10 protein-coding genes and 1 pseudogene are annotated in these 13,327 nt (G+C 60.1%); 6 read left to right on the top strand and 5 right to left on the bottom strand.

The features are described 5' to 3' along the window. The first annotated feature begins 45 nt into the window (after positions 1-45). Positions 46-876, top strand: a complete 831-nt coding sequence (locus tag P9292_RS07850; protein ID WP_250527794.1) for a MetQ/NlpA family ABC transporter substrate-binding protein — start codon at positions 46-48, stop codon at positions 874-876. 169 nt (positions 877-1,045) lie between these two features. On the opposite strand, the gene P9292_RS07845 is transcribed toward P9292_RS07850, so the two are convergent. Continuing rightward, on the bottom strand, positions 1,046-1,438 hold the full coding sequence (locus tag P9292_RS07845) for an EAL domain-containing protein (RefSeq protein WP_250511217.1): 393 nt from the start codon (positions 1,436-1,438) through the stop codon (positions 1,046-1,048). A gap of 121 nt (positions 1,439-1,559) precedes the next feature. Further along, positions 1,560-3,206, bottom strand: coding sequence for a PHB depolymerase family esterase (locus P9292_RS07840; protein ID WP_309958497.1), 1,647 nt, complete (start codon positions 3,204-3,206; stop codon positions 1,560-1,562). Between the two features lie 84 nt (positions 3,207-3,290). Here P9292_RS07840 and P9292_RS07835 point away from each other — a divergent pair, with 84 nt between their 5' ends. Continuing rightward, entirely contained in the window at positions 3,291-5,189 is a 1,899-nt protein-coding gene (locus P9292_RS07835) for an alkaline phosphatase PhoX (protein WP_309958496.1), read from the top strand. A 134-nt stretch (positions 5,190-5,323) separates the two neighbouring features. Here the strand turns inward: P9292_RS07835 and P9292_RS07830 are convergent, their stop codons facing one another. Further along, positions 5,324-5,608 carry a hypothetical protein gene (locus P9292_RS07830; protein WP_309958495.1) on the bottom strand — a complete coding sequence of 95 codons (285 nt, stop codon included), beginning with the start codon at positions 5,606-5,608 and terminating at the stop codon, positions 5,324-5,326. 276 nt (positions 5,609-5,884) lie between these two features. Here P9292_RS07830 and P9292_RS07825 point away from each other — a divergent pair, with 276 nt between their 5' ends. After that, positions 5,885-6,634: an alpha/beta hydrolase gene (locus P9292_RS07825; protein WP_309958494.1), complete on the top strand. Its 750-nt coding sequence runs from the start codon at positions 5,885-5,887 to the stop codon at positions 6,632-6,634. Positions 6,635-6,681: 47 nt separating this feature from the next. Next, positions 6,682-7,479: pseudogene (locus P9292_RS07820) on the top strand (SDR family NAD(P)-dependent oxidoreductase). 40 nt (positions 7,480-7,519) lie between these two features. On the opposite strand, the gene P9292_RS07815 reads toward P9292_RS07820, so the two are convergent. After that, positions 7,520-9,001: an HD domain-containing phosphohydrolase gene (locus P9292_RS07815; RefSeq protein ID WP_309958493.1), complete on the bottom strand. Its 1,482-nt coding sequence runs from the start codon at positions 8,999-9,001 to the stop codon at positions 7,520-7,522. Between the two features lie 154 nt (positions 9,002-9,155). On the opposite strand from P9292_RS07815, the gene P9292_RS07810 reads away from it, so the two are divergent. Then, positions 9,156-9,743 (top strand): DUF308 domain-containing protein, encoded by a 588-nt coding sequence (locus tag P9292_RS07810; RefSeq protein WP_309958492.1) that lies wholly within the window; start codon positions 9,156-9,158, stop codon positions 9,741-9,743. 68 nt (positions 9,744-9,811) lie between these two features. On the opposite strand, the gene P9292_RS07805 is transcribed toward P9292_RS07810, so the two are convergent. Next, a complete protein-coding gene (locus P9292_RS07805; protein WP_309958491.1) occupies positions 9,812-11,614 on the bottom strand; it encodes an ABC transporter ATP-binding protein in 1,803 nt (600 codons plus the stop codon). A 354-nt stretch (positions 11,615-11,968) separates the two neighbouring features. On the opposite strand from P9292_RS07805, the gene P9292_RS07800 reads away from it, so the two are divergent. Further along, positions 11,969-13,201, top strand: a complete 1,233-nt coding sequence (locus P9292_RS07800) for an FAD-binding oxidoreductase (protein WP_309958490.1) — start codon at positions 11,969-11,971, stop codon at positions 13,199-13,201. Positions 13,202-13,327 lie beyond the last annotated feature (126 nt).

Raw genomic sequence — 13,327 nt, 5'->3', positions numbered from 1 at the left:
GTTGCGTTGATACGATTTCTGCTTTCGTTCAGCCCACTCATTCCCATGATTGCATCGGTAAAACTCAGGACGTTCCTGCTCGCGCTGACGTTGAGCCAAGCCGTCTTCATCTCGCCCGGCTTCGCCGCGGACAATACCGCGCACACACTGCGCGTGGGCTTCGTGCCCGGCCCTTACGCGGACGAGTTTCGTCAGGGCGTCGAACCGCAACTCTCGAAGAAGGGCTACACCGTGCGCTACGTCGAGTTCAGCACCGGCCTGGAAGCGAACCAGGCGGTGTATCGCGGCGAGATAGCGGCCGACGTGATGCAGCACAGCGTGTATCTGAAGTCCTATAACGACCGCAACGGCACCGATCTCGTCGGCGTGGTGCAAGTGCCCACGCCACCGATGGGCCTCTTCTCCACGAAGCACCATGCGCTTGCCGAGGTCCGGAAAGGCGCTACGGTTGCCGTGCCCAACGATCCCGTCAATCTGGAACGCGCGCTCAAGATCCTTCAGCGTATCGGCTGGATTCGCATCCGTCCGAATCCGAATCCTGTCGATGTAACCGAGCGCGACGTGACCGATAATCCTGCCGGCATCAAGCTCGTGCTGCTCGAATCGGCACAGGCGCCGCGCGCGTTGGAAGACGTGGATTTTGCGGCGATTCAGGGCAACTTCGCGGTATCGAGCGGACACGCCCTGACAACGGCGCTGGCGCTCGAGGAGATGACTTCGCCCTACGTGAATCAGGTCGTGGTGAAAGCCGCGAACCAGCATTCGCAGACCACCGACGATATCGTCGAAGCGTATCGTTCGGATGCGTTCAGGCAAGCCATCGTCGGCAATCACGCGTATGACGGCTTTCGGCTGCCCGACTATTTTCCTCGATGACTTCGAGCGGCGCCCCCTTCACTGCTGTGCGCGACTGCTCGAAGCGAGCAATCGTTTGATCGAAGCAAGCCCACGTCCGTGCGCTGGCGGCATGGATGTCCACGCATCGGCTTGCATCGGAAATGTCGTCGAACGAGAAAGAACGGATGAACGTGACTTGCGGATGAGTTCACGCGAAACGCAGATTGCTCTCCTCGACCCCACCCGCGAGCCAGAGTTCGAGCTTGGCCGGCGGCAGCGGGCGGCTCAAATGAAATCCCTGCGCAAGATCGCATTGCAACTCCCGCGGGCGCGTCATCATTTGTTCGCTCTCGACATCTTCGGCCACGACCTTCAGTCCCATGTTGTGCCCGAGATCGATGGTCGAGCGCACGATGGTCTCGTCGTCTTTATGATCCGTGATGCCCATGACGAAGGATCGATCGATCTTGATCTCGTGCACGGGCATGCGCTTCGGGTACGACAAAGAAGAGTATCCCGTGCCGAAGTCGTCGACAGACAGGCGAATGCCGAGCGCATGCAGACGGTCAAGGGTTTCGATAGCATGGTTCGGGTCGTCCATGCGTTGGACTTCGATCCGGTGATCGATGCCGCGCACCGAGCAGCAGCCAGCGAGCGGGCACCGACGCGATTGCGGAATAACGGCGCATGAGTATGAAGCGCCGTTTTCCCACATCGATAAATCAGGCAGTCAGATTCACGGGCAAGTCCACGACATGCCAGTACGACGCATATTCCGGCCCTCGCGGCGCACTCGATAACTTTTTGGTGAAGCGCACATAAACCTTGAGCGCAGTGCCCGTGTAAGTGTCCGCGAGAGCGATCCTCAGGTAGACCTGCTTGCCATCGAGAACATTCGGCGTCGCAAGCGAGTTATTGACGTTCGGGCCGCCGCCGTTCGTCAAGTTCACCGTGCTCGGTCGGGCAATGGGCGCCGGGCTCGCCTGATTCGTCAAGACGATGCTCGTAACCTGCCCCGCCATCACGGCCCATTCCACGGTCCAGTTCGCGTTAAAGGAGGCGAAGTCGTCCCCGTACGCACCGGTGTAGCCCTGAATGGTCATGCATAGCAATTGGCCGGACTTGAGACCCGCGGTTGCCGTCGTCGCGCTGTCATAGGTGGTCTGCGTTTCGTCGCCGATACGAAAGCGTCCGATTACATAGCCGCCGCTGCTCGTTCCGTTCACCGTGGGAACAGCAAGCCGGGTCTTGATGGTGTCCCAGGTCGGATTATCCTGTGGCTCGGTCCACGTTGCGTACGGTACGTCGGTAGCCCAAGTCGGCACATCCGGTAATGCCGAGCGGCCCGCCCACTGATACGCGGAGAACGGGCTGACCTCGGTAAGCACGGGGCCATCGAAGCCCACACCCTTCTTCTGTGTGAGGAGCCAGTCCTGCCACGGATAAACACTCGTAACGGGCGTGGCCGGGAAATACTGCGTGCCCGACAGCGCGTGCGTTCCCGTCACCACGTCCAGCTTGATGTTGCGTTTGCCGAGAGCGGACAAGTCGTTGTAGACCCGATACGCTTCGTTCACTGGAATGTACTGATCCTGCGCCCCGTGCGCGATATAGAGGTTGACGTCCTTTAGCTTGGTCAGGTCTGCTTCGTTGCCCCAGGTCGTGTGGACGACCGTTCCTGAATTGATGAAGAGTGCCGCGAACAGATCGGGTTGCAACGATGCCGCTTCGTAGGACCAACCCGCGCCCTGCGAGATGCCTGTTGCGTATATGCGCGTCGAGTCGACATTGCCTACGCGCGTCGAGATGGCCTTCATCAACTCGCCGATGGCGTTCATATAGACCATCTCGGCGTCGTAGTTGACGCACGCTTCCCAAGGCACGGTCACCGTCACGATGTATGACGGATACTTCGCCTGCAAGGCCGCGTTTGCGAAATCCGCCGCGCCGTTGGAGGCATAAAAGTTGGCCGTCATGTTGGCGTCGTTGCCCAACCCGCCCAGCACGGCCACCAGCGGATATGTCGTCGATGCCACCGTTTTCGGCGTGTAAAGCCGCACGTACATCTGGCCGACGCCGTCGTTTGCTGTCCCGACTGCATCCAGCGTTTTGTCGATGGGAAACGTCCACTTGTACCATTCGAAGTCGGTGTAAGTGTCTGGATTCGCGGCTTTGGCCGTTGGATCGAGCGCCAACGTCCCTGAAGAATTGGATGAATCGTCTCCGCCCCCGCCGCACCCGACGAGCAACGCGAGCGGCGCGGCGCCGAGTAATCTGGCAAAGTCTCGCCGACTCATGCCTTCGCGACGCGCATCGCGCGCTTTTACACCGTGCTTCTGGCTCGCGTCATCGTCCGGTTTCCTGAACATCGTCTCTCTCCTCGTTTGAATGCATGGTCCGACCGGACGAATCTTTCCCGCCGCCGCACGCTTAAACTTCTTGCGGGGGCGCCGATGTTACCGCTCGGCGGATTCGCCGCCGCCACGACGCTCGCCGGCTGCGGCGGCAGTGATTCCAATGCGGCCCCGGCTGCCACCGCGACGTTCGCAAGCGCGGCATTCACGTCGATGGCCGCACCCACGCTCAACGACCCCGCGTCGATGGCGACGACCACGGTAAAGTCGTCGCTCAACGTCACGTTCGCGGACGGCACCACGCAAGCGTACAAGCTCGCCTATCAACCGTTCTTCGTCACCGGCGACATGGTGCCGAACGGCAGTGGCGGCAACATCCTTGCAGGCGGTTATTACGATATCAACGGCCAGCCGATCGTCGATACCTCGGTGCCGGGCAAGGAGCGTCAGTTCTATTCCGACTGCCCCGACGGCAGTTCGTTGCTCACGCTTGCCAATGCAACGGTGCCGGGCATCAAGGGCAAGACCGTATTCGCCGTGGTGCAGTTCGAATACACCACGCGGGATCAGAGCCTCGCGTCGCAGTACGGCCAGTTACCCTCGCCTATCGCGGTATTGACGCTCGATCAGAACCCGACGACGGGCCACCTCACGCTGGTGAAATATCACAACGTAGACACCTCGAAAGCGAACGGTCTATGGATCACGTGCGGCGCGAGCCTTTCGCCCTGGAATACGCACTTGTCGAGCGAGGAGTACGAGCCGGACGCGTCGAGCATCGCGAAAAACGCGCAGTTCAAGGCCTTCAGCCTAGCGCTATATGGCGACGCGACGCGCGCCAATCCCTACCACTACGGGCACTTGCCGGAAGTCACGGTGAATCCAGACGGGACGGCATCGATCAAAAAGCATTACTGCCTCGGACGCATCTCACACGAATTGATCCAGGTGATGCCGGACCAACGCACTGTCATGATGGGCGACGACGCGACCAACGGCGGCTTGTTCATGTTCATCGCGGACAAAGCGGCGGACCTCTCGTCAGGCACGCTGTACGTCGCCAAGTGGACGCAGACCTCGTCGGCGGGAGCGGGATCGGCGAACCTCTCGTGGATTCGCATCGGCAATGCCACGAGCGCTGAAATCGAAGCACTCGCCGGATCACTCAAGGCAGCCGACATCATGGACATCGCCACCGCGGACCCGGCGGACGCCAGCTACACGAAGATCAATTTCAACGGCACGTTCAACTGGGTCCGCGTCAAGCCGGGCATGGACAAAGCGGCGGCGTATCTGGAAACGCACCGCTATGCGGCGCTCATCGGCGGCAGCATGGGATTCACGAAGCTCGAAGGCACGACGGTCAACGCGAAGGACAAGATCGTGTACACGGCGATGTCCCGAGTCGAGAAATCGATGGTCAAGGGAAACGCGGCCTCGCGCGATGTCGCGGTCGACAAGACCATCGTCGCAGGCGCCGTCTACGCGCTCAATCTCAAGGCCGGTCAGAAAGACGTGACGGGCGCGGCGATAGACAGCGAATGGGTGCCGGTCGACATGGCCGCGCCCGCCGCGCTCGTCGGCGAGGACCTGGCTGCGCCCGACGCGCTCGGCAACCTCGCGAACCCCGACAAGATCGCGAATCCGGACAACCTGAAGTTCTCGGAGAAGCTGCGCACGTTGTTCATCGGCGAAGATTCCAGCACACACGTGAACAACTTCCTTTGGGCCTATAACGTCGATACCCAAACGCTTGCACGCGTGCTTTCGTGCCCGTCGGCTGCGGAATCCACCGGATTGCACGCGGTCGACGAGATCAACGGCTGGACCTACATCATGAGCAACTTCCAGCATGCGGGCGACTGGGAGAATCCGCTGCATGACAAGGTCAAGGCGACCGTCGATCCTTTACTGCGCGCGAATTATAAAGATCGATTCGGCGCGACTGTCGGTTATCTCACTGGCGACGCGAGCAGCATCAGGCTGGCTAAAGCTTGAGAAGCGGCATGCCGGCACTTCGCCGCATCTGCAATAGATGAACCGAACTTGAATCTGCAGCCAGGCCCGCAGTGTCGCTCACTACCGTCGGGCCTGACGATTAAAACCGCTACGACGCGTTCGCCTCAAGCAAACTACTTGACGGCACCCGACGACATGTCCGAACTCTGCGGCATGGCTTGCGACGAAGCTTTGTTGCCCGGCTCATAGGTTCGGTTCACATCGCCCGGATCTCTGTTCCACGGACTCGACACTGGCTCGCTGTGGTAGGTCCTTTCGGACGTAGCCGCGCCATGAGCACCACCGCTGCCGCTCCCGCCGTTACCGTTTCCGCCCGCCAGCGCGGGCATGGACACCAGCGCGGACACGAGTAAAGCCAACACGCACGAAACCTGGACATGCGACGCAGTCTTTGCCATTTCGGAACTCCTTAAGGACCACAAGCCTCGACACCCGTGTTCGATTCGTCGGTCTGATTTTGATAGAGCCGCGACGGGTCAAACATGCCGCAGCAAAATCAAATACGTAGAAGCCTGGGTGTTGGATGCAGCATTTCTTTTATTCATCAGAGTATGCAGTTGCTTTCCGCCAACGAGCAAAGACGATCGACGGGTACAAATCTGGCTAAAGCGCTCACTTGGAGCGCTGATCGAGGAACGAATTCAGCGCTCGGTCCCGACCATCCAGAGAAACTCATGCTCCCTTACAGCAGACAGGGCCAAGGCGACGTCACCTTCGTGCTCATGCATTTCTTAGGCGGCTCACACCGTACTTGGTTTCCTACCTTGCCTTTTCTCGACCATGAACACCTTTGCGTCGCGCTCGATACCCCCGGCTTCGGCGATGCCGCGCATATCGAAGGCTACAGCGTGAGCGAGATGGCCGATCACATCGACGCTACCATCCGTGCATTGCAACTCGAACGTTGCGTGCTCGTCGGTCATTCGATGACGGGGAAAGTCGCGGTTGTGCTTGCGGCCCGCAAGCCGGACTATCTGGCAGGCCTGATCCTCGTCGCGCCCTCGCCTCCCGGACCGCAACCCATGAGCGAGCAGGACCGGGAACAGCAACGAGCGTATGGCAAGACTCGGCCGGAAGCGGAAGCGTTCGTGGATGAATCGAGCGCACACCGCTTGCCGGATGATGTTCGCGAAGTCGCAATCCACGATGCCCAACGCGTCGATCTCGTTGCCTGGCGCGCATGGGTGGATGGCGGCAGCAAGGAGGATTGGAGCGATCGCATCGGTACGCTCGATTATCCGGCGTTGCTCGTTTGCGGCGCGGACGATAAGCAAGTGCCCGGTCCGGACGAGCAACGCATGACAACATTGAAGCATTTTCCGAATGGCAACGTGAGCGTGATCGATGGCGCAGGCCACCTCATGCCCTTGCAGACGCCGCGGATCTTGGCACAGGAGATGCTGAAATTCGCAAAGGCGCTTTAGCCACGACGACTTGCGTGGTTGCGGAATCAATCAACTAAGGGGGATTCATGGACTTGGGAATCAGGGGGCGCGTGGCGCTCATCACCGGCGCGAGCGGCGGCATCGGTCTCGCGGTTGCAAAACAATTGAGTGAGGAAGGCGTGCACCTGGTGCTGTCGGACGTGGATCAACAAAAGCTCGAAAAGGAAAGCGGCGCGCTCGCGCAATCCAGCTTGTTGATTGCGGCCGATATGACCAGGCAACAAGAGGTAGACGATCTCGTCAAGCGAGGCACGGAACGATTCGGGCAGATCGACATCGTGGTTCATACGGCTGGCGTTACCGGCGCAAAAGGCGATCCGCTCGCACTGGCGGATGCAGACTACGAGGAAGCTTGGGCGACCGACTTTTTTTCGGCTGTACGTGTGGCTCGTGCGGCCATTCCGCCCATGCGTGCGAAAGGCTGGGGGCGCTTCGTTTGCATCACGTCCGAGAACGCGGTGCAGCCTTACTAGGAAGAGGCGGTGTACAACGTTGCCAAGGCCGCGCTTGCTGCATTCATCAAAAATCTGTCCTACAAAGAGGCTGCACAAGGCGTGCTGTGCAATACCGTCTCGCCTGCATTCATCGAAACCGGCATGACGAACGGCATGATGGAAAAACGCGCCAAGCAAATGGGCGTGTCCTTCGACGAGGCGGTCAAGAGTTTTCTCGACGAGGAACGGCCGGGAATCGTTCAAAAGAGACGGGGTCAGCCCGAGGAAGTCGCAGCGGCCATCGCTTTGCTGGTTTCGGATCGTGCGTCGTTCATCAACGGCAGCAACGTTCGGGTGGATGGCGGCTCGGTTCAGGCAATCCAGAACTGATTTCGATTCGAAGCGCGCACGCTCGCCAGACATGCGCGCTTCAAAGCCAGCCCATTGCCGATGCCTTGAGCGTTGCCGCCGCGCGTGTCGAGCATTCGAGTTTGCGAAAAATATTCTCTACGTGTGTGCGCACCGTGCTTGGACTCAAGACGAGTTCGCGTGCGGCTTCCTTGTTACTCGCGCCGCGTGAGATCGCTTTCAAGACGTCGATCTCTCGCACGGAGAGCAGCGCACGCGACGGAGCATCGCTTACCTGATGTCTTACGGGAGCGTCGGCGTCGGTGAGCAGCGCACCGACCGCATTGGCATCGAAGCGGCCTTTAGCGACTTCGTTGAGCATTCTCTGTGCGGCCTCGTTGGGTGAAAGCGCCGCTCGCCACGGACGCAGGGAACGAAGCGCCACCCACGCAACAGACGCGGCCAGCACGCGCGCTTCCAACCCAAGCGCCTGATCGCGCACGCCGCGAAAATAGCCCGAGCCGTCGAGGCGTTCATAGGCATACGATGCGACCTCCGCCGCTTCACCTATCGCGCCCGCCAGACGTCCCGCACGCGACGTCCAGTACGGCACCAGACGCACCTTTTCCCACGCGCTTTCGCTCAAACGCTCCGGTTGATTCCACACCGCGTTAGGCACCGACGCGCGGCCAATGCCGTGGATCAACCCGGCGTGATAGACCCGGGCGCGCGCTTCATCGCTCGAGGTGAGCCGGGCGCACGCCGCCAGTGCCGTCGATGCAACCGCGCGCGAGAAGCCCGTCATCCACGGAAGTTTGAGGTCGATGACGTCTGCGATCAACTCCGGCGAAGTGGTCTGCCGCATGTGCGCGGTTGAAAGAACCGCATCGACTTCGGCGGGCGTCAAGCAATTTAACTCCTTCAGCCAATGCACCGCATGGCGCTTCGCATATCCTACAAGCACTGCCGGATAGCGCGTGTCGGCGCGCTTCGCGATTTTAGCGAGCGCCCCGTCCACGCCATACACGCGGCTGTAGATTTCCAGATCGCCCGCTAGCGAGACGATGGACACAGGCACGGGAACCGCTTCGTGCGTGAGATGCGAAGGCAAGCCGCGACCGTCCCACGTCTCGAAGATGTGCCGCAACGCCGTTTCGGTCGCGCGCGCGAGTCCGAGCATGCGCGCCACTTCTCCCGCGACCTCGCAATGGGTCACGGCAAGCGGCGTGAGCGCCGCGCCAGCGTCGCCGAGCGCTTCGAGCGGTTCCGCCCAATCCGGATGATCCTCGAGCATGGCCTGGCGAAACGCTACATCGTCACCGAAAACCTGCGCGAAGCCCGACGCATTTGCCGTGCAACCGGACCAGCGCAGCAACGCCGCCTCGCGCACTACGTCGGCATTCGTAATCGCAAGACCGGCCGCACTCGCCAGACGCGAGGCGAGCCACGCCGTACGAGGCGAGTGGTCGGTTGGCTGCCCCATGCTCAAGTCACCGATGAAGGCGAGCGCCTTCACACAATCGAACACGAGCAAGGGAGACTGGCCGGCTTCCTGATCAGTCATGGGATGACCACGGGAGTTTTGCACGGAAATGCGCCCACTATACGCGACATCAATTTCCCATAGCCTCGGTCATTTGACCGATGCACAGTGCACGCGCGAGGTGCAAAGATCTCGGTCATCGTGAAGCGCCAACCAGTCATTGCAAGGAGTCACCATGTCCGACTACTCACTGCCAGAAAAAACGCTCGCCAACGCAGAGCGCTGGCTCAAGAACTACTATTTCACCCGCGCGGCGGTTTCGATCGTATGGGTGGCGCTGGCCTTCTTGGTCGGATTGCACTCCGTGGCCGGCGCGGCGGTTTTGCTGGTCATCTACCCGGCATGGGATGCGCTCGCGAACTATATCGACATGTCGCGAAGCGGCGGGAAGACCGGCAATCGCACGCAGGCGATCAACGTTGCGATCAGCGCGGCCACGACCGCCGCCGTGATCATTGCGCTCAAAACGAATACGGCATGGGTCCTCGGCGTCGTCGGCGTCTGGGCCATCTTGTCCGGACTGCTTCAACTCGCCACCGCGTTACGTCGATGGAAGCGCTTCGGCGCGCAATGGGCCATGGTTCTTAGCGGCGCGCAATCGGCACTTGCAGGATGCTTCTTTCTGGCGCTTACACCCGCACCTCTTACGCTTGCAATTTCGAAGATAGCCGGTTACGCGGGCGTCGGTGCGGCCTACTTCCTTATCTCGGCCTTGTGGTTGTCGGCTGCGCAATTTCGGCGTCATCGCGCGAGCACGGTCTGAGCAATCGAGCGCGCCGAGATGGGTTGCAGCGAAAAATGCCCGTACAACGACCGCGATGTACAGCACCTTTATTTGTACCCCTGCGCCTGTAGACCGAACAGGTGCGCATAACGTCCATTCAGCGCGAGTAGTTGTCGATGGCTTCCGCTTTCCAGTATCCGCCCCTGGTCCAGCACGATGATCTGGTCGGCTCCTCGCACGCTCGAAAAACGATGTGAAATCAGAATGGACATCCGCTGCCCTGACTGCGCCTGAAACTGCTCGAACACCCCAGCCTCGGCTTCGGGGTCGAGGGCGGCGGTCGGCTCGTCGAGAATCAGGATATCCGCGCTTTCCCGCATATAGGCCCTTGACAGTGCAATCTTCTGCCACTGCCCGCCCGAGAGTTCTCGACCACCCGCAAACCAGCGTCCGAGTTGAGTCTCGTATCCGTTCTCCATCTGCTCGATGAACGCGGCAGCCATGCCCTTCTGCGCCGCTTCGCTCCATCGGGTCCTGTCCGAGAAGGCTTCGATATCGCCGACGCCCAAGTTCTCGCCAGCCTTGAACTGGTAACGAATGAAGTCCTGGAAAATGACACCGATCCGGCGACGCAGTGTGTATTCGTCCCACTCTTGGAGGTCCGAACCATCGAGAAGGATACGACCGGCGGACGGCGTGTAAAGGCGCGTGAGAAGCTTGATGAGCGTGGTCTTGCCCGAGCCGTTCTCGCCTACCAAAGCGAGTGTCTGCCCGGGCTTCAAATCGAAGCTGATGTCGGTCAGTGCCGGGCGCTCGGCACCCGGATAAGCGAACGACACCCGCTCGAACTGCAGACCTTGTCCCGGATGCGTTCCTTGAGTCAGATGACCGGAGCTCACGTTTTCGGGTTGCGCGAGGAACTCGAACAAGTCGCTCAGGTATAGACCATCCTCGTAGAGCCCGCCAATCGAGGACAGGCTGCTGCTCACCGCACTCTGACCTTGCCTGAACAGCACGAGGTACATCGTCATCTGACCCAGCGAGATGGCTCCGCTCACCGTCTCAAGGACAATCCACCCATAAGCCGCATAGAACGCGATCGTGCCGACCACGCCGAGCAGAAAGCCCCAACCGTCTCGTCGCAACGTGAGTGCGCGGTCTTCGGCATAGAGCTTCTCGAAGGTGTCGCGATAGCGCTGCAGAAGAAGCGGGGCAAAGCCAAACAGCTTGACTTCCTTGATGTTCGCTTCGCTCGAGAGCAGAGACTCGATGTAATTCTGCTGTCTGCTTTCGGGCGTCCTTCGCCCAAAGAGCCGGAACGCGCTACCCGAGAATCGCGCTTCGGAAATAAAGCTCGGAATGGCACCGACGACCAGAATGACAAGCGCCCATGGCGAAAACCCCACGAGCAACACCGCGAAAGTCGTGACGGAGATGAGGTTTTGTACGAGACCGAGCGACTTCATCACGAGCGACAACGGCCGTGAAGACGCGTCTCGCCGTACTCGTACAAGGCGGTCGTAGAACTCTGAATCCTCGAATTGAACGAGACTCAATTTTTGAGCCTTCTCCAATATAAGCAGGTTGACCTTCTGCCCGAGTTGCGCGCGGAGTAGCGCCTGCAGCAAGGACAACGACCGCTGGCTCGCCGCAAGGGCAATGAGCACCAATGCTTCGAGGAGGAGATAGCGAATGACCGGCCAATGTAAGCGATGCGCTGGTTCATGAGAGGCCGTGACGACCGCGTCGACGATACGCTGCCCAATGACCGCGGCCGCCGCGGGAAGCACGCCGGCAACGATGGTCGCGACGAGAAGCCCACTGAGAAATAGCGGTGACGTGCTCCAGACGAGCATGAACGCTTGCGTAGCTCGCTTGAGAAACTCGCCGACCTGACGCAGCATTTTCATGGTTCTGCTAGGCGACATTAGAATGAGAGATGATCCGGAATATGCAGTGGATGCCTGGTCGCACGTGGCGAGCCTGCCAACGTAGACGGTCCCGTTGTCCGCGAGACGAGCTTACCTCACAACGAATGGCAAGACTGCATGAACAAACTTGCGAGGACCGTATGAGCAGTCGGTAAGAAAACACGCTTCTCCGGGGGGTTCCCACCAACGGCATCCGCTGCTTCGCTTCCGGACGTGCAGAAATCTGGAGCTGCAATGGCTGGGAGCCTTGGAAATAGAATACAGTCCGGCAGTTCAGCACGCGGGTATGGCCGGCGTCCGGACGGCAAGATGGATTGACCACAAGGAAGACGCATGGACTTCGATGCAGTCGTATTGGGCGGGGGTATTGTCGGAACGTCGATAGCGATTCATTTGCAGCGCCGTGGACTCGCCGTTGCACTGATCGATCGCAAGCCTCCAGGCAATGAAACCTCACTCGGCAATGCAGGGATAATTCAGCGCGAGGGCGTTTATCCCTATGCTTTCCCTCGTGACCTCGCCAAGATTGCCAGGTATGCGAGCAATCGCGCCACGGACGTTCGATTTCATGCGGCAGCAATGCCTAAGCTAGTGCCGTTTCTTTATCGTTATTGGCATCATTCGCGCGCCGACCGTCACGCAAAGATTGCGAAGGCTTACTCGACCCTCATCGAGCACAGCGTCTCGGAACATCGCGAGTTGATCGAAGCGGCCGGAGCGCAATCTTTAGTGCGAACGCAAGGCTGGATAAACGCTTTCCGAACTTCAAAAGCGTTCGAAGCGGCCATGGCGGAGGCGTCGCATTGGCAGGACGCCTATGGCATCCCGTTCGACGTTCTCGCCGATGGCGCTTTACAGGCAGCGGAACCCTCTCTTGGTCCCGCGCTCAGATATGCAATCCGGTACTCGTCGGCGGAGTCCGTGAGCGATCCATCGGGGCTCGTCGGCGCTTACGCGAAATTATTCGAAAAGCTCGGCGGCACGTTCTTCATTGGCGACGCGTCGACACTCGAGTCCGGGTGGCGAGTCACCACCGAGTCGGGTGTGGTCACCGCGGACCAGGTCGTCGTTGCCTTGGGACCGTGGGCCAATGACGTCACGACGAAGCTGGGTTACGCGTTGCCGCTCGAAGTAAAGCGCGGCTACCACATGCACTATGCGACGAAGCCTGGAGCAACGTTGAATCAGCCCGTTCTCGATGCGGAAATCGGTTACGTCATCACGCCGATGGTTCGTGGCATCAGATTGACGACCGGCGTCGAGCTAGGCCTTCGTGACTCACCGAAAACGCCTGTGCAACTCGAGGCCGTGGAGCCCTTCGCCCGTCAGACGTTTCCAATCGGCGAACGTCTCGACGAGGTGCCCTGGCTCGGACGCCGGCCTTGCACGCCCGACATGATGCCTGTCATCGGCCGCGCACCGAATCATGAGAAGCTCTGGTTCGCCTTCGGGCACGCTCATCACGGGTTGACACTCGGCCCCGTTACCGGACGGCTCATCGCCGAGTTGATGACGGGCGAAGATCCGTTCGTGGACCCGCATCCGTTCCGGGCGGAGCGGTTTTAGGCCGCCTAGCGTTTGCAAGGCGAGTGCAGCAACGCGAGCACATCGAGGGAACATTCCCGCATGGCACGGCACGTCGTGTCATACCGCGAGCAACGGTGTTGTTATGATTGCGTCGTCGCGAGGCAA

This window comes from Caballeronia sp. LZ001, assembly GCF_031450875.1.
GTDB lineage: Bacteria > Pseudomonadota > Gammaproteobacteria > Burkholderiales > Burkholderiaceae > Caballeronia.
Note: the sequence above shows the minus strand (reverse complement) of the source record. Positions and strands in the feature narration are given on the sequence as shown.

What these genes read in the sequence shown, in the direction of transcription:
- P9292_RS07850 (WP_250527794.1), top strand. Translation starts at nt 46, where the DNA reads ATGATTGCATCGGTAAAACTCAGGACGTTCCTGCTCGCGCTGACGTTG.
- P9292_RS07845 (WP_250511217.1), bottom strand. Translation starts at nt 1,438, where the DNA reads ATGGACGACCCGAACCATGCTATCGAAACCCTTGACCGTCTGCATGCG.
- P9292_RS07840 (WP_309958497.1), bottom strand. Translation starts at nt 3,206, where the DNA reads ATGTTCAGGAAACCGGACGATGACGCGAGCCAGAAGCACGGTGTAAAA.
- P9292_RS07835 (WP_309958496.1), top strand. Translation starts at nt 3,291, where the DNA reads ATGTTACCGCTCGGCGGATTCGCCGCCGCCACGACGCTCGCCGGCTGC.
- P9292_RS07830 (WP_309958495.1), bottom strand. Translation starts at nt 5,608, where the DNA reads ATGGCAAAGACTGCGTCGCATGTCCAGGTTTCGTGCGTGTTGGCTTTA.
- P9292_RS07825 (WP_309958494.1), top strand. Translation starts at nt 5,885, where the DNA reads ATGCTCCCTTACAGCAGACAGGGCCAAGGCGACGTCACCTTCGTGCTC.
- P9292_RS07815 (WP_309958493.1), bottom strand. Translation starts at nt 9,001, where the DNA reads ATGACTGATCAGGAAGCCGGCCAGTCTCCCTTGCTCGTGTTCGATTGT.
- P9292_RS07810 (WP_309958492.1), top strand. Translation starts at nt 9,156, where the DNA reads ATGTCCGACTACTCACTGCCAGAAAAAACGCTCGCCAACGCAGAGCGC.
- P9292_RS07805 (WP_309958491.1), bottom strand. Translation starts at nt 11,614, where the DNA reads ATGAAAATGCTGCGTCAGGTCGGCGAGTTTCTCAAGCGAGCTACGCAA.
- P9292_RS07800 (WP_309958490.1), top strand. Translation starts at nt 11,969, where the DNA reads ATGGACTTCGATGCAGTCGTATTGGGCGGGGGTATTGTCGGAACGTCG.